20 protein-coding genes are annotated in these 18,870 nt (G+C 55.9%); 14 read left to right on the top strand and 6 right to left on the bottom strand.

What is annotated here, in order from left to right; all coding sequences use genetic code 11:
• Positions 1-45: 45 nt before the first annotated feature.
• From hflK to rlmB, 7 genes are all read left to right on the top strand, one after another.
• Entirely contained in the window at positions 46-1,305 is a 1,260-nt protein-coding gene (gene hflK, locus ACMWLG_RS16230) for an FtsH protease activity modulator HflK (RefSeq protein WP_045402256.1), read from the top strand.
• 2 nt (positions 1,306-1,307) lie between these two features.
• Complete coding sequence (hflC, locus tag ACMWLG_RS16225) at positions 1,308-2,312, top strand: protease modulator HflC (protein WP_023334250.1); 1,005 nt, start codon at positions 1,308-1,310, stop codon at positions 2,310-2,312.
• A gap of 71 nt (positions 2,313-2,383) precedes the next feature.
• Positions 2,384-2,581, top strand: coding sequence for a DUF2065 domain-containing protein (locus tag ACMWLG_RS16220; protein ID WP_003855996.1), 198 nt, complete (start codon positions 2,384-2,386; stop codon positions 2,579-2,581).
• Positions 2,582-2,685: 104 nt separating this feature from the next.
• On the top strand, positions 2,686-3,984 hold the full coding sequence (locus tag ACMWLG_RS16215) for an adenylosuccinate synthase (protein WP_006178975.1): 1,299 nt from the start codon (positions 2,686-2,688) through the stop codon (positions 3,982-3,984).
• 192 nt (positions 3,985-4,176) lie between these two features.
• The gene (nsrR, locus tag ACMWLG_RS16210) at positions 4,177-4,602 is read left to right on the top strand and encodes a nitric oxide-sensing transcriptional repressor NsrR (RefSeq protein ID WP_023310139.1); all 426 of its coding nucleotides are present in this window, start codon (positions 4,177-4,179) and stop codon (positions 4,600-4,602) included.
• Positions 4,603-4,640: 38 nt separating this feature from the next.
• Positions 4,641-7,085 (top strand): ribonuclease R, encoded by a 2,445-nt coding sequence (gene rnr / locus ACMWLG_RS16205; protein WP_023310140.1) that lies wholly within the window; start codon positions 4,641-4,643, stop codon positions 7,083-7,085.
• Between the two features lie 66 nt (positions 7,086-7,151).
• Positions 7,152-7,886 carry a 23S rRNA (guanosine(2251)-2'-O)-methyltransferase RlmB gene (rlmB, locus tag ACMWLG_RS16200; protein WP_028015258.1) on the top strand — a complete coding sequence of 245 codons (735 nt, stop codon included), beginning with the start codon at positions 7,152-7,154 and terminating at the stop codon, positions 7,884-7,886.
• Positions 7,887-7,964: 78 nt separating this feature from the next.
• On the opposite strand, the gene ACMWLG_RS16195 is transcribed toward rlmB, so the two are convergent.
• Positions 7,965-9,239 carry an MFS transporter gene (locus tag ACMWLG_RS16195; RefSeq protein WP_045402258.1) on the bottom strand — a complete coding sequence of 425 codons (1,275 nt, stop codon included), beginning with the start codon at positions 9,237-9,239 and terminating at the stop codon, positions 7,965-7,967.
• Positions 9,240-9,431: 192 nt separating this feature from the next.
• On the opposite strand from ACMWLG_RS16195, the gene ACMWLG_RS16190 reads away from it, so the two are divergent.
• Positions 9,432-11,054 (top strand): isovaleryl-CoA dehydrogenase, encoded by a 1,623-nt coding sequence (locus tag ACMWLG_RS16190; protein ID WP_045619971.1) that lies wholly within the window; start codon positions 9,432-9,434, stop codon positions 11,052-11,054.
• Here the strand turns inward: ACMWLG_RS16190 and ACMWLG_RS16185 are convergent.
• From ACMWLG_RS16185 to bsmA, 3 genes are all read right to left on the bottom strand, one after another.
• Complete coding sequence (locus ACMWLG_RS16185; RefSeq protein WP_414763005.1) at positions 11,051-12,982, bottom strand: methyl-accepting chemotaxis protein; 1,932 nt, start codon at positions 12,980-12,982, stop codon at positions 11,051-11,053. The two genes, ACMWLG_RS16190 and ACMWLG_RS16185, sit on opposite strands and share 4 nt — an antisense overlap.
• Positions 12,983-13,154: 172 nt before the next feature.
• Entirely contained in the window at positions 13,155-13,442 is a 288-nt protein-coding gene (yjfN, locus tag ACMWLG_RS16180) for a DUF1471 family protease activator YjfN (protein ID WP_032645202.1), read from the bottom strand.
• 136 nt (positions 13,443-13,578) lie between these two features.
• Positions 13,579-13,908, bottom strand: a complete 330-nt coding sequence (gene bsmA, locus ACMWLG_RS16175; protein ID WP_029740376.1) for a biofilm peroxide resistance protein BsmA — start codon at positions 13,906-13,908, stop codon at positions 13,579-13,581.
• A gap of 137 nt (positions 13,909-14,045) precedes the next feature.
• Here bsmA and yjfP point away from each other — a divergent pair, with 137 nt between their 5' ends.
• Positions 14,046-14,768 carry an esterase gene (yjfP, locus tag ACMWLG_RS16170; RefSeq protein ID WP_045402266.1) on the top strand — a complete coding sequence of 241 codons (723 nt, stop codon included), beginning with the start codon at positions 14,046-14,048 and terminating at the stop codon, positions 14,766-14,768.
• A 169-nt stretch (positions 14,769-14,937) separates the two neighbouring features.
• On the opposite strand, the gene yjfY is transcribed toward yjfP, so the two are convergent.
• The gene (gene yjfY / locus ACMWLG_RS16165; protein ID WP_029740378.1) at positions 14,938-15,213 is read right to left on the bottom strand and encodes a DUF1471 family protein YjfY; all 276 of its coding nucleotides are present in this window, start codon (positions 15,211-15,213) and stop codon (positions 14,938-14,940) included.
• Between the two features lie 341 nt (positions 15,214-15,554).
• Between yjfY and rpsF the strand changes: the two genes are divergently transcribed.
• From rpsF to rplI, 4 genes are read left to right on the top strand one after another with little or no spacing between them, the layout of a single operon-like run.
• Positions 15,555-15,950, top strand: a complete 396-nt coding sequence (gene rpsF, locus ACMWLG_RS16160; protein ID WP_014068637.1) for a 30S ribosomal protein S6 — start codon at positions 15,555-15,557, stop codon at positions 15,948-15,950.
• 6 nt (positions 15,951-15,956) lie between these two features.
• Positions 15,957-16,271: a primosomal replication protein N gene (priB, locus tag ACMWLG_RS16155; protein ID WP_008502895.1), complete on the top strand. Its 315-nt coding sequence runs from the start codon at positions 15,957-15,959 to the stop codon at positions 16,269-16,271.
• 4 nt (positions 16,272-16,275) lie between these two features.
• Positions 16,276-16,503, top strand: a complete 228-nt coding sequence (gene rpsR, locus ACMWLG_RS16150) for a 30S ribosomal protein S18 (RefSeq protein ID WP_000135199.1) — start codon at positions 16,276-16,278, stop codon at positions 16,501-16,503.
• A 41-nt stretch (positions 16,504-16,544) separates the two neighbouring features.
• Positions 16,545-16,994, top strand: a complete 450-nt coding sequence (gene rplI, locus ACMWLG_RS16145) for a 50S ribosomal protein L9 (protein ID WP_023310148.1) — start codon at positions 16,545-16,547, stop codon at positions 16,992-16,994.
• Between the two features lie 67 nt (positions 16,995-17,061).
• Here rplI and ACMWLG_RS16140 read toward each other — a convergent pair whose 3' ends face one another.
• Complete coding sequence (locus ACMWLG_RS16140) at positions 17,062-17,706, bottom strand: OapA family protein (RefSeq protein WP_045402269.1); 645 nt, start codon at positions 17,704-17,706, stop codon at positions 17,062-17,064.
• Positions 17,707-17,939: 233 nt separating this feature from the next.
• On the opposite strand from ACMWLG_RS16140, the gene fklB reads away from it, so the two are divergent.
• A complete protein-coding gene (gene fklB / locus ACMWLG_RS16135) occupies positions 17,940-18,560 on the top strand; it encodes an FKBP-type peptidyl-prolyl cis-trans isomerase (RefSeq protein WP_008502892.1) in 621 nt (206 codons plus the stop codon).
• The last annotated feature ends 310 nt before the right edge of the window (positions 18,561-18,870 follow it).

Raw genomic sequence — 18,870 nt, 5'->3', positions numbered from 1 at the left:
ATGCCTGAATAATTCGCCCTTGCATAACAAATATGGAGCATATACATGGCGTGGAATCAGCCCGGTAATAACGGACAAGACCGCGACCCGTGGGGAAGCAGCAAACCTGGCGGCAACTCTGAGGGAAATGGCAACAAAGGTGGTCGCGAGCAGGGGCCGCCGGATCTGGATGATATCTTCCGCAAACTGAGCAAGAAGCTTGGTGGCCTTGGCGGAGGAAAAGGTTCTGGCTCGGGTGGCAACTCCACTCAGAGTTCGCGCCCGCCAATGGGTGGCCGCGTAGTGGGCATCGTGGCCGCTGCGGTAGTCATCATCTGGGCAGCCAGCGGGTTCTACACCATTAAAGAAGCAGAACGCGGCGTAGTCACCCGTTTCGGTAAGTTCAGCCATCTGGTTGAGCCGGGTCTGAACTGGAAGCCAACCTTCATTGATGACGTGACCGCGGTAAACGTGGAATCGGTCCGTGAACTGGCCGCCTCCGGCGTGATGCTGACCTCTGACGAAAACGTGGTGCGCGTTGAGATGAACGTGCAGTACCGCGTGACCGATCCTGAGCGTTACCTGTTTAGCGTGACCAGCGCCGATGACAGCCTGCGTCAGGCGACTGACAGCGCCCTGCGTGGTGTCATCGGAAAATACACCATGGACCGTATCCTGACCGAAGGTCGTACCGTTATTCGTAGCGATACCCAGCGCGAGCTGGAAGAGACCATTCGTCCGTACAACATGGGGATTACCCTGCTGGACGTCAACTTCCAGGCTGCGCGTCCGCCGGAAGAGGTGAAAGCCGCATTTGACGATGCGATTGCTGCCCGTGAAAACGAACAGCAGTACATCCGTGAAGCAGAAGCGTACACCAACGAAGTTCAGCCACGCGCTAACGGTCAGGCGCAGCGTATTCTGGAAGAAGCGCGCGCGTATAAAACGCAGACCATCCTGGAAGCTCAGGGTGAAGTGGCCCGCTTCGCGAAGATCCTGCCGGAATATAAAGCGGCACCGGAAATTACCCGTGAGCGTCTCTATATCGAGACCATGGAAAAAGTGCTGAGCCACACCCGCAAAGTGTTGGTTAACGACAACAAAGGCGGAAACCTGATGGTTCTGCCGCTGGATCAGATGCTGAAAGGCGGTTCTGCACCAGCAGCGAAAGGCGACACCAGCGGCGCGAACAATCTGCTGCGTTTGCCGCCAGCCTCAACAGGCAGCGCCAGCACGAACACAACGCCTTCTTCGAACGATGGTGACATTATGGACCAACGCCGTGCTAACGCGCAGCGTAACGACTACCAGCGTCAGGGGGAATAAGGATGCGTAAGTCAGTTATTGCGATCATCGTCATCGTACTGGTCGCGCTTTATACCTCGATTTTTGTGGTGAAAGAAGGCGAGCGTGGGATTAAGTTCCAGTTCAGCAGCGTCGTGCGTGATGGCGACAAACGCCCGGTGATTTACGAGCCGGGTCTGCACTTCAAGGTGCCGTTCATTCAGTCCGTGAAAACGCTGGATGCACGTATCCAGACCATGGATAACCAGGCCGACCGTTTCGTGACCAAAGAGAAGAAAGACCTGATCGTTGATTCCTATATCAAATGGCGCATCAGCGATTTCAGCCGTTACTTCCTGGCAACGGGCGGCGGCGACGTTTCTCAGGCAGAAGTGCTGCTGAAACGTAAGTTCTCTGACCGTCTGCGTTCCGAGATTGGTCGTCTGGATGTGAAAGACATCGTGACCGACTCCCGTGGTCGTCTGACCCTGGAAGTTCGCGATGCGCTGAACTCCGGTACAGCGGGCACTGAAGATGAAGTTTCAACGCCGGCAGCAGATGATGCGATTGCCAAAGCGGCTGAACGCGTTCAGGCGGAGACCAATGGTAAAGTGCCGGTGATCAACCCGAACAGTATGGCTGCGCTGGGTATCGAAGTGGTTGACGTGCGTATCAAGCAGATCAACCTGCCGGTGGAAGTGTCCGAGGCGATTTACAACCGTATGCGCGCCGAGCGTGAAGCGGTAGCCCGTCGTCACCGTTCACAGGGCCAGGAAGAGGCTGAGAAGCTGCGTGCAGCAGCGGACTATGAAGTCACCAAGACGCTGGCGGAATCTGAGCGTCAGGGCCGTATCCTGCGCGGTGAAGGCGATGCCGAAGCGGCGAAGCTGTTTGCTGATGCCTTCAGCCAGGATCCTGACTTCTACGCCTTTATCCGTAGCCTGCGCGCTTACGAGAATAGCTTCCAGAGCAACCAGGACGTGATGGTTCTCAGCCCGGACAGCGATTTCTTCCGTTATATGAAGACGCCGACTAACGCAACGCGATAAACTCAGGCTCGTTTGAGTATTCAAACCACCGCTCTCAACGGAGCGGTGGTTTTCTTTTATAAGGAATAAAAATGAATTCAACGATCTGGCTCGCACTGGCCCTGGTCCTGGTGCTGGAAGGTCTTGGACCGATGCTTTATCCGCGTGCCTGGCGCCGAATGATCGCCACTATGAGCCAGCTGCCGGATAATATTTTGCGTCGTTTTGGCGGCGGTCTTGTGGTTGCGGGCATCGTGATCTACTACATGTTGAGGAAAACGATTGGCTGATCAAAAAATAGGCACAATTGGCGTATTTTGAGGTCAAAAAGTGCTGTATATCTGAAAAAGCGATGGTAGAATCCATTTTTAAGCAAACGGTGATTTTGAAAAAAATGGGTAACAACGTCGTCGTACTGGGCACCCAATGGGGTGACGAAGGTAAAGGGAAGATTGTTGATCTTCTGACTGAACGGGCTAAATATGTTGTACGCTACCAGGGCGGTCACAACGCAGGCCATACTCTCGTAATCAACGGTGAAAAAACCGTCCTCCATCTTATTCCATCAGGCATTCTTCGCGAAAACGTCACCAGCATCATCGGTAACGGCGTTGTGCTGTCTCCTGCTGCGCTGATGAAAGAGATGAAAGGTCTGGAAGACCGTGGTATCCCTGTTCGTGAGCGTCTGCTGCTCTCCGAAGCCTGCCCGCTGATTCTGGACTATCACGTGGCGCTGGACGTAGCGCGTGAGAAAGCGCGCGGCGCGAAAGCGATCGGCACCACCGGTCGTGGTATCGGCCCGGCTTACGAAGATAAAGTTGCACGTCGCGGTCTGCGCGTGGGCGACCTCTTCGACAAAGCAACCTTCGCTGAAAAACTGAAAGAAGTGATGGAATATCACAACTTCCAGCTGGTGAACTTCTACAAAGCTGACGCTGTTGACTACCAGAAAGTGCTGGATGACGTCATGGCGATCGCTGACATTCTGACCGGTATGGTTGTTGATGTGTCCGATCTGCTGGACCAGGCGCGCAAGCGTGGCGATTTCGTCATGTTCGAAGGTGCGCAGGGTACGCTGCTGGACATCGACCACGGTACCTATCCGTACGTCACCTCCTCTAACACCACGGCAGGTGGCGTGGCGACCGGCTCTGGCCTGGGTCCACGTTATGTGGATTACGTGCTGGGCATCATCAAAGCGTACTCCACTCGCGTGGGTGCGGGTCCATTCCCGACCGAACTGTTTGATGAAACCGGCGAGTTCCTGTGCAAGCAGGGTAACGAGTTTGGCGCGACCACCGGTCGCCGTCGTCGTACCGGCTGGCTGGATGCGGTTGCCGTGCGTCGTGCAGTGCAGATCAACTCCCTGTCTGGCTTCTGCCTGACCAAGCTGGACGTACTGGACGGCCTGAAAGAAGTGAAAATCTGCGTAGGCTACCGTATGCCAGATGGCCGCGAAGTGACCACCACTCCGCTGGCTGCTGACGACTGGGAAGGCATTGAGCCAATCTACGAAACCATGCCGGGCTGGTCTGAGACCACTTTCGGTGTGAAAGAGCGTAGCGGCCTGCCGCAGGCGGCGCTGGATTACATCAAGCGTATTGAAGAACTGACCGAAGTGCCGATCGATATTATTTCTACCGGCCCGGATCGTACTGAAACGATGATCCTGCGCGACCCGTTCGACGCATAATCTTCGTGACTGCTGGCCTGCGGGGAGACCCGCAGGCCGGATAAGCGTAGCGCCATCCGGCGACCGCTCCTGGATCTCCGCTTTTTCGCCCCGTCTGTCAAATAAATTAGCCGCTCACTATCTGGCTGGTTTATCATCATTAATGAATATCTCTGCGGTTTAACCGCGTTTTCCCTTTTTCCTGAGGTTGATGTGCAGTTAACAAGTTTCACCGATTACGGCTTACGTGCGCTGATTTACATGGCGTCGTTACCCGATGGGAAGATGACCAGTATCTCTGAAGTTACAGAGGTCTACGGCGTATCCCGTAATCATATGGTCAAAATAATCAATCAACTTAGTCGTGCCGGATACGTTGCTGCCGTCCGCGGGAAGAATGGTGGGATCCGTCTCGGTAAACCGGCACAGAGTATTCGTGTTGGCGATGTGGTACGTGAACTGGAGCCGCTGTCTCTGGTGAACTGCAGCAGCGAGTTCTGCCACATCACGCCCGCTTGCCGCCTGAAAAAGGCGCTTTCAAAGGCCGTGCAAAGTTTTCTCATGGAACTGGATAACTACACGCTGGCCGATTTGGTTGAAGAGAATCAACCGCTTTATAAATTATTGCTGGTGGAATGAAGAAAATTTCCACCGGAGCTGACAACGGAGGAACCGACATGTCACATGATCCTTTCCAGGAACGCGAAGCCGAAAAATACGCGAATCCTATTCCCAGCCGCGAGTTCATCATTGAACACTTAACAAAACGCGAAAAACCCGCCAATCGTGAAGAACTTGCCGTTGAATTAAACATTGAAGGTGAAGAGCAAATTGAAGCCCTTCGCCGCCGCCTGCGCGCAATGGAGCGTGACGGGCAACTGGTCTTTACCCGCCGCCAGTGCTACGCGCTGCCAGAACGTCTCGATCTGCTGAAAGGGACCGTCATTGGTCACCGCGATGGCTTCGGCTTCCTGCGCGTGGAAGGCCGTAAAGACGATCTGTACCTCTCATCTGAGCAGATGAAGATGTGTATCCACGGCGACCAGATCCTGGCGCAGCCGCTGGGCGCTGACCGTAAAGGTCGCCGCGAAGCGCGCGTGGTACGCGTTCTGGTGCCAAAAACCAGCCAGATCGTCGGCCGCTACTTTACCGACGCCGGCGTGGGCTTCGTGGTGCCGGACGACAGCCGTCTGAGCTTCGACATTCTGATCCCACCTGAAGAGGTGATGGGAGCCCGCATGGGCTTTGTGGTGGTGGTGGAACTCACCCAGCGCCCAACCCGTCGCACCAAAGCGGTAGGTAAAATCGTCGAAGTGCTGGGCGATAACATGGGCACCACGATGGCCGTTGATATGGCATTGCGCACCCATGAAATTCCGTACATCTGGCCGAAAGCGGTTGAAGATCAGATCGAAAGCCTGCGCGAAGAAGTGCCGGAAGAGTCCAAAGTGGGCCGCGTGGATCTGCGCTCCCTGCCGCTGGTCACTATTGATGGCGAAGACGCCCGCGACTTTGATGACGCCGTATACTGTGAGAAAAAACGCGGCGGTGGCTGGCGCCTGTGGGTCGCTATTGCAGACGTAAGCTATTACGTCCGTCCGCACACCCCGCTGGATAACGAAGCCCGCAGCCGCGGTACGTCGGTCTACTTCCCGTCCCAGGTCGTGCCGATGCTGCCGGAAGTGCTGTCTAACGGCCTGTGCTCCCTGAACCCGCAGGTTGACCGCCTCTGTATGGTTTGCGAGATGACCATCTCCACCAAAGGGCGCTTAACCGGCTACAAATTCTACGAAGCGGTGATGAGCTCGCACGCGCGTCTGACCTATACCAAGGTCTGGCATATGCTGCAGGGCGACCAGGATCTGCGCGAACAATATGCGCCGCTGGTCAAACATATCGAAGAGCTGCATAACCTCTACAAAACGCTGGATCAGGCGCGCGAAGAGCGCGGCGGGATCTCGTTTGAGAGTGAAGAGGCGAAATTCATCTTCAACGCCGAACGCCGCATTGAGCGTATCGAGCAGACCCAGCGTAACGACGCGCACAAGCTGATCGAAGAGTGTATGATCCTGGCGAATATCTCGGCGGCACGTTTCGTCGAGAAAGCCAAAGAGCCAGCGCTGTTCCGTATTCACGATAAGCCGACCACGGAAGCCATTACATCGTTCCGCTCCGTGCTGGCTGAACTGGGTCTGGAACTGCCTGGAGGCAACAAGCCAGAGCCGCGCGATTACGCCGAGCTGCTGGAGTCCATTGGCGACCGTCCTGACGCAGAAATGCTGCAGACGATGCTGCTGCGCTCCATGAAGCAGGCGATTTACGATCCGGAAAACCGCGGACACTTCGGCCTGGCGCTGCAGTCTTACGCCCACTTCACCTCGCCGATCCGTCGTTATCCTGACCTCTCTCTACACCGTGCGATCAAGTATCTGCTGGCGCAGGAGCAGGGCCATAAAGGGAACACCACCGAAACCGGTGGCTACCACTATTCGATGGAAGAGATGCTGCAGCTGGGTCAGCACTGCTCCATGGCCGAACGTCGTGCCGATGAAGCAACACGCGACGTGGCGGACTGGCTGAAGTGTGACTTTATGCTCGATCAGGTCGGTAACGTCTTCAAAGGCGTGATTGCCAGCGTGACCGGCTTTGGTTTCTTCGTTCGTCTGGACGAGCTGTTCATCGACGGTCTGGTGCACGTCTCCAGCCTGGATAACGACTACTACCGCTTCGACCAGGTCGGCCAGCGCCTGATTGGCGAATCTGGCGGCCAGACGTATCGTCTGGGCGACCGTGTGGAAGTGAAGGTCGAAGCCGTGAATATGGACGACCGTAAGATCGACTTCAGCCTGATCTCCAGCGAGCGCGCGCCGCGTAACGTCGGTAAAACCGAGCGTGAAAGGGCGAAAAAAACCGGTAACGGTAAACCGGGCGGCGGTAAACGTCGTCAGGCGGGCAAGAAGGTAAACTTCGAGCCGGACAGCGCGTTCCGCGGCGAGAAGAAACAGAAGCCGAAGGCGGCGAAGAAAGAAGCCCGCTCAGCGAAAAAGCCTTCCGCGAAAACGCAGAAAATCGCTGCCGCCACCAAAGCGAAGCGCGCGGCCAAGAAAAAGCAGGCGGAGTAAATTCTCCCCTCAACCTGACCCTCTCCCCAACGGGGGGAGGGGAAATACTTATTACGAGAACCATCAATGAGTGAAATGATTTACGGCATCCACGCGGTGCAGGCCCTTCTCGAGCGCGCACCGGAGCGTTTTCAGGAAGTGTTTATTCTGAAAGGGCGTGAAGATAAGCGTCTGATGCCGCTGATCCACGCGCTGGAAGCGCAGGGCGTGGTGATTCAGCTGGCGAATCGCCAGTTCCTGGATGAGAAAAGCGAAGGCGCGGTCCACCAGGGGATCATTGCCCGCGTGAAGCCGGGTCGTCAGTATCAGGAAAACGATCTGCCGGATCTGATCGCCGAGCTGGAGAATCCGTTCTTCCTGATCCTCGACGGCGTAACCGATCCGCACAACCTCGGCGCGTGTCTGCGCAGCGCCGATGCGGCGGGCGTGCACGCGGTGATCGTGCCGAAAGATCGCTCCGCGCAGCTGAACGCGACGGCGAAGAAGGTGGCCTGCGGCGCGGCGGAAAACGTTCCGCTGATCCGCGTGACCAACCTCGCGCGCACCATGCGTCTGCTGCAGGAAGAGAACATCTGGATCGTTGGTACCGCCGGTGAAGCGGATCATACTCTGTACCAGAGCAAAATGACCGGCCGTCTGGCGCTGGTGATGGGGGCGGAAGGCGAAGGCATGCGTCGTCTGACCCGCGAGCACTGCGACGAGCTGATCAGCATACCGATGGCGGGCAGCGTGTCGTCCCTGAACGTTTCCGTTGCAACGGGCATCTGCCTGTTTGAAGCGGTGCGTCAGCGCGGAGAATAAACAGCAAGGCCGTCCACAGGACGGCCTTTTGTGTTTTATCCCTCTCCCCCTGGGAGAGGGCACCAGACGTTGACAACCTCACTCCTCTAACGACCGCAAATGGTCATCCTTCCTCAGCGTCATCAGCGCGAAAATACTCACTACCGCCGTCGCCATAACGTAGTACGCCGGAATATCCAGGTTGCCCGTCTGCTTAATCAGCCCGGTAATAATTAACCCTGCGCATCCCGAGAAAATCGCGTTCGACAACGAATAGGCCAGCCCCAGCCCCGTATAGCGCACGCGCGTCGGGAACATCTCAGACAGCATCGCCGGGCCCGGACCCGCCAGCATGCCCACCAGACCGCCCGCAATCAGCACCACAACAGCCTTCACCGCCAACGTGCTGGACTCCGCCTGCAGGATTTTCAGCAGCGGCAGGGCGAGGATCAGCAGAAGCGCGGTGGCGATAATCATCACCGTGCGGCGGCCGATCCGGTCGCTAAGGATCCCCGACGGAATGATGGTCAGCGCAAAACCAATATTCGAAATCACCGCTATCAGCAGCGCCTGGTTAAACCCGGTATGCAGCGCCGACTGCAGATAGGTCGGCATAATCACCAGGTAGGTATACCCCGCCGCAGACCAGACCATGACTCGCCCAATTCCCATCACGATGGCCCGGAGCGTGGCGGCAGTATCCGCCTGAGCAACAGCCGGTTTGTCCTGCTGCTGCACAAAGCTGGGCGTCTCCTCCATGCTGACGCGAAGCCACAGCGCCACAACGCCCATGGGCAGCGCCAGGAAGAACGGAATACGCCAGCCCCACTCGTGCAGGGCTTCAGGCGTGAGGAGGGCGGAGAGCAGCGCCACGATGCCTGCGCCCGCTAACAGTCCCAGCGCCACGGTAAAGGACTGCCACGCGCCATAGAGCCCACGCTTGCCGCGCGGGGCGAACTCCGTCATCAGCGAGACCGCACCGCCGTACTCGCCGCCCGCGAACAGCCCCTGCAGGATGCGCAGCAGCGTAATAATCAGCGGCGCGGCAATTCCGATGCTGGCGTAGACCGGGACAATGCCGATGGCGGCGGTAGCGAGCGTCATCAGTACCAGCACGATGATTAGCGTCGGCTTACGGCCAATCCGGTCGCCGATGCGGCCAAACACCACCGCACCCAGCGGGCGGAAGAAGAAGGCGATGGCAAACGAGGCGTAGGTGAGGATCAGGCTGGTCAGCCCCGCCTCTCCTTCAAGCTGGAAGAAGTTTTTCGCAATCACGGTCGCCAGAAAACCGTAGACCGCAAACTCATACCACTCGATAAAGTTACCAATGGAGCCTGCAATTAATGCACGCTTGTGCGCGTCCCGTTGCATAACGATCCTCACTTAAGGTGTGAGAATAAATTATTCAACAAAAGCGGAGTCATGAAATAGTTTATTCTTATGTTCTGTGAGCTATTTCACGAATGATATCAGCGGGATCGTGAACGTGTGACTCCCCTCCCATGCAGCGCGTGCGCGGTCTGTCCATACTTATCGTCATTGCCACTGAAGGAGGGAGACAGCATGCACTGGCAGACCCATACCGTTTTCAATCAACCTGCACCGCTTTCCAACAGTAACCTTTTCCTCTCGGACTGCGCCCTGCGCGATGCAGTTACGCGTGAAGGCGCCGAGTGGGATATCGAACTCCTCGCCAGCATTGGCCAGCAGCTGGGTACGGCGGAATCACTGGAGCTGGGCAGGCTGGCAAACGTTAATCCGCCCGAGCTGTTACGCTATGACGCCACGGGCGAGCGGCTGGACGACGTGCGTTTTCATCCGGCCTGGCATCTGCTGATGCAGGGGCTTTGCGCCAACCGCGTGCATAACCTGGCGTGGGAAGAGGAAGCGCGTAAAGGGTCGTTTGTCGCTCGGGCCGCGCGCTTTGTGCTGCATGCGCAGGTGGAGGCGGGCACGCTGTGCCCTGTCACCATGACGTTCGCCGCCACGCCGCTGCTGCAGCAGGCGCTCCCCAAAATATTTCACGACTGGCTGACACCGCTGCTCAGCGATCGCTACGATCCGCATCTGGCCCCCGGCGCGCAAAAGCGCGGCCTGCTGATCGGTATGGGGATGACGGAAAAGCAGGGCGGCTCGGACGTGCTCAGCAATACCACCAAAGCGGAAAAATGCAGCGACGGCAGCTACCGGCTGGTGGGGCATAAATGGTTTTTCTCCGTCCCGCAAAGCGATGCGCATCTGGTGCTGGCCCAGGCGAAGGGCGGGCTATCCTGCTTTTTTGTGCCGCGCTTTTTGCCTGACGGACAGCGCAACGCCGTCCGGCTGGAGCGCCTCAAGGACAAGCTCGGGAACCGCTCCAACGCCAGCAGCGAGGTGGAGTTTCTTGATGCCTCCGGCTGGCTGCTGGGGGAAGAGGGCGAAGGGGTACGGCAGATCCTCAAAATGGGCGGTCTGACGCGATTTGACTGCGCGCTGGGCAGCCACGGACTGATGCGTCGGGCGCTCTCGGTGGCGCTGTACCATGCCCATCAGCGTCAGACCTTCGGCAAAAACCTCATCGATCAGCCTTTAATGCGCGAGGTATTAAGCCGGATGGCGCTGGTGCTGGAGGGGCAAACGGCGCTGCTGTTCCGCCTGGCCCGCGCGTGGGACAAGCGTGCCGATCCGCAAGAGGCCGCCTGGGCGCGGCTGTTTACCCCGGCGGCGAAATTTAGCGTCTGTAAAGCGGGCATCCCGTTTGTCGCGGAGGCGATGGAGGTGATGGGCGGGATCGGATATTGCGAAGAGAGTGAACTTCCCCGCCTGTACCGCGAGATGCCGGTGAACAGCATCTGGGAAGGGTCAGGTAATATCATGTGTCTGGACGTGCTGCGCGTGCTGGCGAAGCAGCCGGGTATTCACGACCTGCTTGCCGACGAGTTTGCGCAGGTGAAAGGGCAGGACAGACACTTCGACCGCAGCTGGCGACAGCTTCAGCAAAAACTGCGTAAACCGCAGGAGGCGCAGGCGCGGGAGATCGCACAGCAGCTTTTCTTGCTGGGTGCCGGAAGCCAGATGCTGCGGCACGCATCGCCCCCGGTGGCGCAGGCGTGGTGCCGCATGATGCTGGATACCCGTGGCGGCACGCTGATGAGCGAGCAGGTGCAAAGCGACCTGCTGCTGCGTGCGACGGGCAGAGTCGGTTAGCCTTTTAGCTGGAACAGGCTCACCAGCTGAGTCAGGTGCGAACCCTTCTCGCGCAGCGTTTGGGCCGTTTGTTCGCTGCGTGAGATGCGATCGGCATTGATATGCGACGCTTCGCCAATATGGGTCATGGCGAGGTTCACCTGGCCGATCCCGGCGGACTGCTCGCGTGAGGCATGGTTAATCTCGGTGACCAGCTGGCTGATGTTATCGATATGAATGATGATGTCGTCCATCGCCAGGCGTGTTTGTTCAGACAGCGCATGACCCTCACTCACTTTTCTGAGCGTATCGCCAATCAGCTGTTCAATCTCCTTCACCGCGTTAGCGCTGCGTCCCGCCAGCGCGCGAACTTCCTGCGCGACTACCGCAAATCCTTTTCCGTGCTCGCCTGCGCGGGCGGCTTCCACTGCCGCATTCAGCGCCAGAATATTGGTCTGGAAAGCGATGGATTCGATCACGCGCGTGATGTCTTCGATGCGTTTTGACGCTTCGCGAATGTCGTCCATGGTCGACACCGCGTGGGTGACCGTCTCACCGCCCTGATGAACCGCGAGCGAGGTTTCACCCACCAGCTGCTGCGTTTGCTCCATGTTGGCGGCATTTTGCTGAACGGTGGCGGCCAGCTGCTCCATGCTGGCGGACGTCTCTTCCACGCTGCTGGCCTGCTTGTTGATCTGCTCTGAAATCTCGCCAGTGTCGGCGGCCAGCACGTTGGTGCCCAAATGGATCTCGCCTGCGGCCTCACGAACCTGCAGCACAATTTTTTGCAGGCCGCCGCCGATGCCGTTGATAGCATCGATCAACTGGCCGACTTCGTCCTGACGCGTCACGGGCAGGCTGGAACGGAGATCCCCTGCGGCATATTGTCTGGCAAGATGGATCACGCTGCGCAGCGGTCGGGTCAGCACGCGGCGAATAATGACCACGAACAGGCCAGCAAAAAGGATGGATAAGACCACGCCGGCCAGCAGGAAGCGATCGCGCATGGCGGTAACGCTTGAGAGCAGCACCGATTTATCCACTTCGCCCACGATAGTCCAGTTCCAGCCCGGCAGCGGGGTATAGGCCATTTTCAGCGTCCGGCCGTCGTCGCTTGTACGCTCCAGCGTGCCGGGTTTGTCACTCAGAAGCTGTTGCTGCGTCGCTGCGTCCCACTTCGGCAGTTTTCCCTCTTCGCCGGCATGGAACAGGTATTGCCCGCGCGTTTTGCCGTTGCTGCGATCCAGCACGAAGAAGTGACCGCTCTCGCCCAGGCGGCGGTTGAGGATTTTCTCGCGCATGACGTTCCAGGAGTGGGTGATGTCCACCCCGACAAAGACGATCGCAATGACCTGCCCTTCGGCGTTTTTAACGGGCTGGTACTGGGTGATGTAGCGTTTACCAAACAGCAGCGCCAGGCCGCGGTAGACTTCACCTTTGTTGACGGCAGCAAAGGCCGGGCTGGCGTTATCCAGAACGGTACCCATAGCGCGATCGCCGTTCTCTTTGCGCAGGGAAGTGGCTACGCGCACAAAGTCGTTACCGCTGCGTACAAACAGCGTCGAAATGGCTCCCGTACGGTTCAGGAACTCGTCCGAAAGGGTGTTATTTTCATGCAGCCCGGTTTCTCCGCCTTTCAGAAGCGGAACGCTAAGTCCGTTAATCGTCTGGGGTTGGGAATTATCAATGTTCAGGGGCTGCGGTAAAAAGGTGGTAAACAGACGGGTATAGCTCTCAACCTTTTCACTCAGGCTGGTATTAAACATCTGCACCATGTCGACCATGCCGGTGGACTGATTATGCAGATCTTCGACCGCAAGGGCTTCAAGCTGCTGGCTCGCTTTTTGGCTGAGCAGAAAAGTGAATAGCAGAAACAGCGTGGCGACACTGACGCCAGTTAGCAGCGAGAGTTTCGACCCCAGGCCCGCACGGCGTAAAAAGTTGATCATAAATTGCTCATCATTGAAAAGTTATGGTTCTTCAACGGCAGAGCGGGGATTACGTTTACTGTTTTAATGTAACAAAATGTTATTAAATTGTTTTTTATTGGTTTTATACAAGATAAAAAATTTGCAAAAACGAAAAGCCACTAAAAGTAAGTGGCTTTTATCAGGAGGGAGTTTACACGTAGAGAATGGCCTGTACCCGCCAGTGGTCGATATGGTTATCTTCCTGCATCTGGATGATGCGATACCATGAAGCACCCTGCTCATCGGCCTTTAATGCCACGACACGTTCAACATCTTGCGGGCTCCCCGAGATATTATTCACGGAGATCTGGCCAATTTCATTCAGGCCAGTCACACAATCAGCACTGGCGAATTCTGCTGACTGCGCGGTGGTGCTCAGCAGGCCTGCTGAGAGCAACAGTGAGGTCAAAGCAAGAGTTCGTTTCATCGTCAGCTCCATTTCACATATATCCGGTATCCGCCGGGCAATCCTTCGCTAATAAACTCCCTTCCATTGATGCGGGCGTGGAGTTTATTGTGGACAGGAAAATGTCTATGGACGCAAAGCAGTGTAAATCTCGTTCAAAGGAAAACCATTATTTACGGTACAAAATAGCCTGTGAATACCACTGTCCCGTTATGATGGTTTCGTCGATCATAATGATGACGTAATAATCTGCTTTGGCAGCGACGGCCTGCGCTTTTATTGCCGATTCTGCGTCATCCGGAGAGCCGCGAACCAGCGCGGAGATGGTGCCCATTCGTTGTAATCCTTCCGTCTGATTACGACGAATCTCCTGTGGATGATCGGCGACCGGTGGAGCGGGTTGCGGCGTTCCCTGCAGCGCGCTACAGCCACTCAGCAGAAAGACCAGCAATAAAGCAGCAAACCTGCGCATAACCATATCTCGTTTCCTGATAGCCATAGTGTAGTTGTCTGTGAATTTAGTTTTGGGGGAATGTTCCCGAAGTGTTATCTGGGACGTATATTTCGAATGAAAATGACGCGAAAGCGTAACCCAGTTCTCAACATTATGAATCATAGATTCGCACAGGGTCGACAATGATTGAAATTGAAATACGCCACCTCGGCGACCATGAAGTTTTACACGCGATGCCAGCGGGTAAACGTGATAAACCGCTGCCTGTTGTGGTTTTTTATCATGGGTTTACCTCATCGAAGCTGGTTTACAGTTATTTTGCGGTAGCGCTGGCGCAGGCGGGTTTTCGCGTGATGATGCCAGATGCACCCGACCACGGCGCACGCTTTACGGGTAATGAACAGGCGCGGCTGGGGCAGTTCTGGCACATTCTGCACGGGAGTCTGACCGAGTTTTCCGGGCTGCGCGATGCGCTTTATGAGGCAGGGCTGGTGGCCGACAATCGTCTGGCGGTAGCCGGGGCGTCGATGGGCGGTATGACGGCGCTGGGGATTATGACGCATCATCCTGAAGTGAAGTCTGTCGCCTGTCTGATGGGCTCGGGCTATTTTACGTCGCTGGCGAAGACCCTTTTTCCCCCTCAGGATTTAACGGAAATGACCGCGACGCTGGCAAAGTGGGAAGTGACCCGGGCATTGCCGCGCGTGGCCGATCGCCCGCTGTTGCTGTGGCACGGTGACGCGGATGATGTGGTCCCGCCTGAGGGAACCTTCCGTCTGCAGCAGGCGTTAATGAATGAAGGGCTGGACGGTAATCTGACCTGCCTGTGGGAACCGGGCGTCCGCCACCGCATCACGCCAACGGCGCTCGACGCCACGGTGGCGTTTTTCCGCCAGCACCTGTAAACGCGCAGGACTTTGATGTCCATATCTTCCCGCTTATGGAGGATCTCTGAGGGGTTATTTTACCGGTAGTATTCCGGAGCCATTCACAAAAAAAAGCCCCCGGGCAGGGGGCAACGTCATCTATGGCTATGTTCTCGTTGTTGGCTTTCCTGGTGCTAGCGTTAAAGCGTTATCGGTAAATATCTGCACTGGCGTGCATGTTGCCGTTGCTGCCGGGCTCACGGGTTAACATCACGTGGTAATAGGTTGCGCCCTGCGCATCGGTTTCTGCGTTTAATGCCTGATCTGCTTCACTTTCCGTGGCGAAATTATGATTGATGTAAATTACGCCCAAGCTTTGCACATCATCCATGTTTCTGGCCTGTCGGCTGTCTATCTTAATGGCTGCCATCGCGTTTGCACTGAGCAAAAGCGCCGCCATTATGGCTAATGCGATTTTTTTCATGATATGCGCTCCACGACTACGTGCTGCGAGAGGGGGGATGCTCCTTCTTTAATTCAGGCGATCTCTGATTAAAGTGTAATCACTCATCCGGCGGGGATGCGTGACCATTTCTGATGCAGTTGTTCAAAAAAACAACGCTTCCGGGTGTGACCAATTTTAAATCACCCACTTAGACCCGCTTCGCGCTTTGTGCGAATTATTTGTGCAATCAGCTTGAGTTTCCAGGGGCGCGCAAGTATTATGACGCGTCAATTTTTCAGCCGACCTTTAACACGTTCCTTGCCTCCCCGGGCCTCGGCTGACCCAGACAGGAGGCTGAATAATCCGTAAGGAGCAATTCGATGCGTCATTACGAAATCGTTTTTATGGTCCATCCTGACCAGAGCGAACAGGTTCCGGGTATGATCGAGCGTTACTCTGCTGCCATCACTGGTGCAGAAGGTACGATCCACCGTCTGGAAGACTGGGGCCGCCGTCAGCTGGCTTACCCGATCAACAAACTGCACAAAGCACACTACGTTCTGATGAACGTTGAAGCGCCGCAGGAAGTGATCGATGAGCTGGAAACTACCTTCCGCTTCAACGATGCCGTTATCCGCAGCATGGTTATGCGTACCAAAAACGCAGTTACCGAAGCATCTCCGATGGTTAAAGCGAAAGACGAGCGCCGTGAGCGTCGCGATGATTTCGCAAACGAAACCGCAGATGATTCTGATGCTGGGGATTCTGAAGAGTAATTTCTGATGACCAACCGTCTGGCGTTGTCCGGCATCGTATGCAGGGCTCCCCTTCGAAAGGTCAGTCCATCAGGAATTCCGCATTGCCAGTTCGTGCTTGAGCATCGTTCTGTGCAAGAGGAAGCCGGGTTTCACCGGCAGGCGTGGTGCCAAATGCCCGTTATTATTAGCGGACACGAAAACCAGGCCATTACTCACAGTTTAACGGTCGGTAGCGCAGTAATCGTTCAGGGGTTCATCTCTTGCCACAAGGCAAAGAACGGCCTGAGCAAAATGGTTCTGCATGCCGAGCAGATTGATTTGATAGATTCTGGAGACTAGCCATATGGCACGTTATTTCCGTCGTCGCAAGTTCTGCCGTTTCACCGCGGAAGGCGTTCAAGAGATCGACTATAAAGATATCGCAACGCTGAAAAACTACATCACCGAAAGCGGTAAGATTGTCCCAAGCCGTATCACCGGTACTCGTGCAAAATACCAGCGTCAGCTGGCTCGCGCTATCAAACGCGCTCGCTACCTGTCCCTGCTGCCGTACACTGATCGTCATCAGTAATCGGGCACGGTCCATTAATACGACTTTAAGAGGATAAGGTAATGCAAGTTATTCTGCTTGATAAAGTAGCAAACCTGGGCAGCCTGGGTGATCAGGTTAACGTTAAAGCGGGTTACGCACGTAACTTCCTGGTTCCACAGGGTAAAGCTGTTCCAGCTACCAAGAAAAACGTAGAGTTTTTCGAAGCACGTCGCGCTGAACTGGAAGCCAAACTGGCTGACGTTCTGGCTGCTGCTAACGCTCGCGCTGAAGCAATCAACGCACTGGGCACCGTTACCATCGCGTCTAAATCAGGCGACGAAGGTAAACTGTTCGGTTCCATCGGTACCCGCGATATCGCTGATGCAGTTTCTGCAGCAGGCGTGAAAGTGGCTAAGAGCGAAGTTCGTCTGCCGAACGGCGTTCTGCGTACCACTGGTGAGCACGAAGTTGACTTCCAGGTTCACAGCGAAGTGTTCGCTAAACTGGTTGTTAACGTTGTAGCTGAGTAATTTTTTACTCTGCTCACGTTGAAACGCCGGCCTTGTGCCGGCGTTTTGCTTTTTACAGATCCAGGTCTTAACGCGCCCTGATGAAACTGCCGTCTGGCTGGCGGGTAAACAGCACCTGTTGTCCATTTCCCGTATCAATTGTTAATCCTGTCACCACACCGCTGGCATTCTGGCGAACCTGTACCATCTGTCCATTCTGCAGGTTACTGAGCGGTTTACCCGCACCTTCCACCTTCGCCATAGCATACACGTCGGTTGGCGGCAGGTTGTGGTCGCGGAACAGCTGTGCCAGCGTTTTGCCCGGCTCTACGCGATAGGAACGCCACTGTTGCTCAATGCCGGTAGGCTGTTGCGTCTGAGGCTGAGACGGGGCGGCAGCTTGATCCTGCGGCTGTTCATCCTGAATGGGTTCTGGCTCAACCGGCGCGACCTGACCCGGATCGTTAGACGGGGTCACAAGCTGCGTTTGCATCGGCTGTGCGTCAGGCTGCGGCCGCGTCTGCGATTGAATGTCCAGTTGGGCATTGCGGGTGACGGGGGCGGTATCGACATCATCGCCCCCGGAAGGAAGCAGGAAGCCCACGATCACCATCAGCGCGCCAATGATGATCCCTCTGCGATGCAGAGGAGGCAGCGGGTCCATGATGCGAAAATTGTCCGGCGCCTGCCAGATTTTCGCCAGGGTAGGTTTCAGTTCAAATCGCCCGGGCATGGCACTCCTCCTGCTCCGCGTATTTTTTATCCTGTGCCCCGAAGTATAGTTTGCTAACTGCCTGAACGGCGTAGTAAACCCGACATCCGTGACATCAGTTCGGGATTAATCCTGGTTATCTCTATTGTTTCTGTTTCGTCGCGGTTTGTCACCTTAACTTCAGACAAAGTTTTACCCATAAGGGCATGGCTGATATGCTGCCCGCTACTTTAAATGTGATGGAAGGAAAACCCATGACCACCCCGACTTTTGACACTATCGAAGCGCAGGCAAGTTACGGTATCGGCTTGCAGGTAGGACAGCAGCTGAGCGAATCCGGCCTGGAAGGTCTGTTACCAGAAGCGCTGGTGGCGGGTATCGCTGACGCGCTGGAAGGCAAACAGCCTGCCGTTCCGGTAGACGTTGTGCACCGTGCGCTGCGTGAAATCCACGAACGTGCTGACGCCGTGCGTCGCGCGCGCTTCGAAGAGATGGCGGCCGAAGGTGTGAAATATCTGGAAGAGAACCGTGAGCGTGAAGGCGTGAACAGCACCGAATCCGGTCTGCAGTTCCGCGTGATCAATCAGGGCGACGGCGCAATCCCGGCGCGTACCGATCACGTTCGCGTGCATTACACCGGTAAACTGATCGACGGTACCGTGTTCGACAGCTCCGTGGCGCGCGGCGAACCGGCTGAGTTCCCGGTTAACGGCGTGATCGCTGGCTGGATTGAAGCTCTGACCCTGATGCCAGTGGGTTCCAAATGGGAACTGACTATCCCGCATAACCTGGCCTACGGCGAGCGCGGCGCTGGCGCGTCCATTCCGCCATTCAGCACCCTGGTCTTTGAAGTCGAGCTGCTGGAAATTCTGTAATCGAATTTTCTTATTTCCTCTCCCCGTTTGGGGAGAGGAAAATAGTGCATAAACCTATAGTTACGGTGTTATCAACATTTTATCTTGCAAACGAAACTGTTGCGTGTATTTTTGTGAGCTGTTTCGCGCTGTATGAGTGATATGACACTCACTTTCAACATATTATTAACATAATATCTAAATCATAGTATTCATCCCGCCGATTCTTACCTAATATCGATAAACCCTTACAAAGGGACCGTCATTTTTTTGACGTTTTTAAAGGCCAGAAGAGCCTTAACAACACAGACAGGCATAAACAGGAAAATTA

Source organism: Enterobacter sp. 01-M-02-SI-ECC (assembly GCF_047530595.1).
In the GTDB taxonomy this organism is placed as follows: domain Bacteria; phylum Pseudomonadota; class Gammaproteobacteria; order Enterobacterales; family Enterobacteriaceae; genus Enterobacter; species Enterobacter cloacae_M.
The sequence above is the reverse complement of the archived record's forward strand: the minus strand, read 5'-3'. Positions and strand labels throughout refer to the sequence as shown.

Coding starts and splice junctions, on each gene's coding strand:
- hflK (WP_045402256.1), top strand. CDS start 46: ATGGCGTGGAATCAGCCCGGTAATAACGGACAAGACCGCGACCCGTGG.
- hflC (WP_023334250.1), top strand. CDS start 1,308: ATGCGTAAGTCAGTTATTGCGATCATCGTCATCGTACTGGTCGCGCTT.
- ACMWLG_RS16220 (WP_003855996.1), top strand. CDS start 2,384: ATGAATTCAACGATCTGGCTCGCACTGGCCCTGGTCCTGGTGCTGGAA.
- ACMWLG_RS16215 (WP_006178975.1), top strand. CDS start 2,686: ATGGGTAACAACGTCGTCGTACTGGGCACCCAATGGGGTGACGAAGGT.
- rnr (WP_023310140.1), top strand. CDS start 4,641: ATGTCACATGATCCTTTCCAGGAACGCGAAGCCGAAAAATACGCGAAT.
- rlmB (WP_028015258.1), top strand. CDS start 7,152: ATGAGTGAAATGATTTACGGCATCCACGCGGTGCAGGCCCTTCTCGAG.
- ACMWLG_RS16195 (WP_045402258.1), bottom strand. CDS start 9,239: ATGCAACGGGACGCGCACAAGCGTGCATTAATTGCAGGCTCCATTGGT.
- ACMWLG_RS16190 (WP_045619971.1), top strand. CDS start 9,432: ATGCACTGGCAGACCCATACCGTTTTCAATCAACCTGCACCGCTTTCC.
- ACMWLG_RS16185 (WP_414763005.1), bottom strand. CDS start 12,982: ATGATCAACTTTTTACGCCGTGCGGGCCTGGGGTCGAAACTCTCGCTG.
- yjfN (WP_032645202.1), bottom strand. CDS start 13,442: ATGGAGCTGACGATGAAACGAACTCTTGCTTTGACCTCACTGTTGCTC.
- bsmA (WP_029740376.1), bottom strand. CDS start 13,908: ATGGCTATCAGGAAACGAGATATGGTTATGCGCAGGTTTGCTGCTTTA.
- yjfP (WP_045402266.1), top strand. CDS start 14,046: ATGATTGAAATTGAAATACGCCACCTCGGCGACCATGAAGTTTTACAC.
- yjfY (WP_029740378.1), bottom strand. CDS start 15,213: ATGAAAAAAATCGCATTAGCCATAATGGCGGCGCTTTTGCTCAGTGCA.
- rpsF (WP_014068637.1), top strand. CDS start 15,555: ATGCGTCATTACGAAATCGTTTTTATGGTCCATCCTGACCAGAGCGAA.
- priB (WP_008502895.1), top strand. CDS start 15,957: ATGACCAACCGTCTGGCGTTGTCCGGCATCGTATGCAGGGCTCCCCTT.
- rpsR (WP_000135199.1), top strand. CDS start 16,276: ATGGCACGTTATTTCCGTCGTCGCAAGTTCTGCCGTTTCACCGCGGAA.
- rplI (WP_023310148.1), top strand. CDS start 16,545: ATGCAAGTTATTCTGCTTGATAAAGTAGCAAACCTGGGCAGCCTGGGT.
- ACMWLG_RS16140 (WP_045402269.1), bottom strand. CDS start 17,706: ATGCCCGGGCGATTTGAACTGAAACCTACCCTGGCGAAAATCTGGCAG.
- fklB (WP_008502892.1), top strand. CDS start 17,940: ATGACCACCCCGACTTTTGACACTATCGAAGCGCAGGCAAGTTACGGT.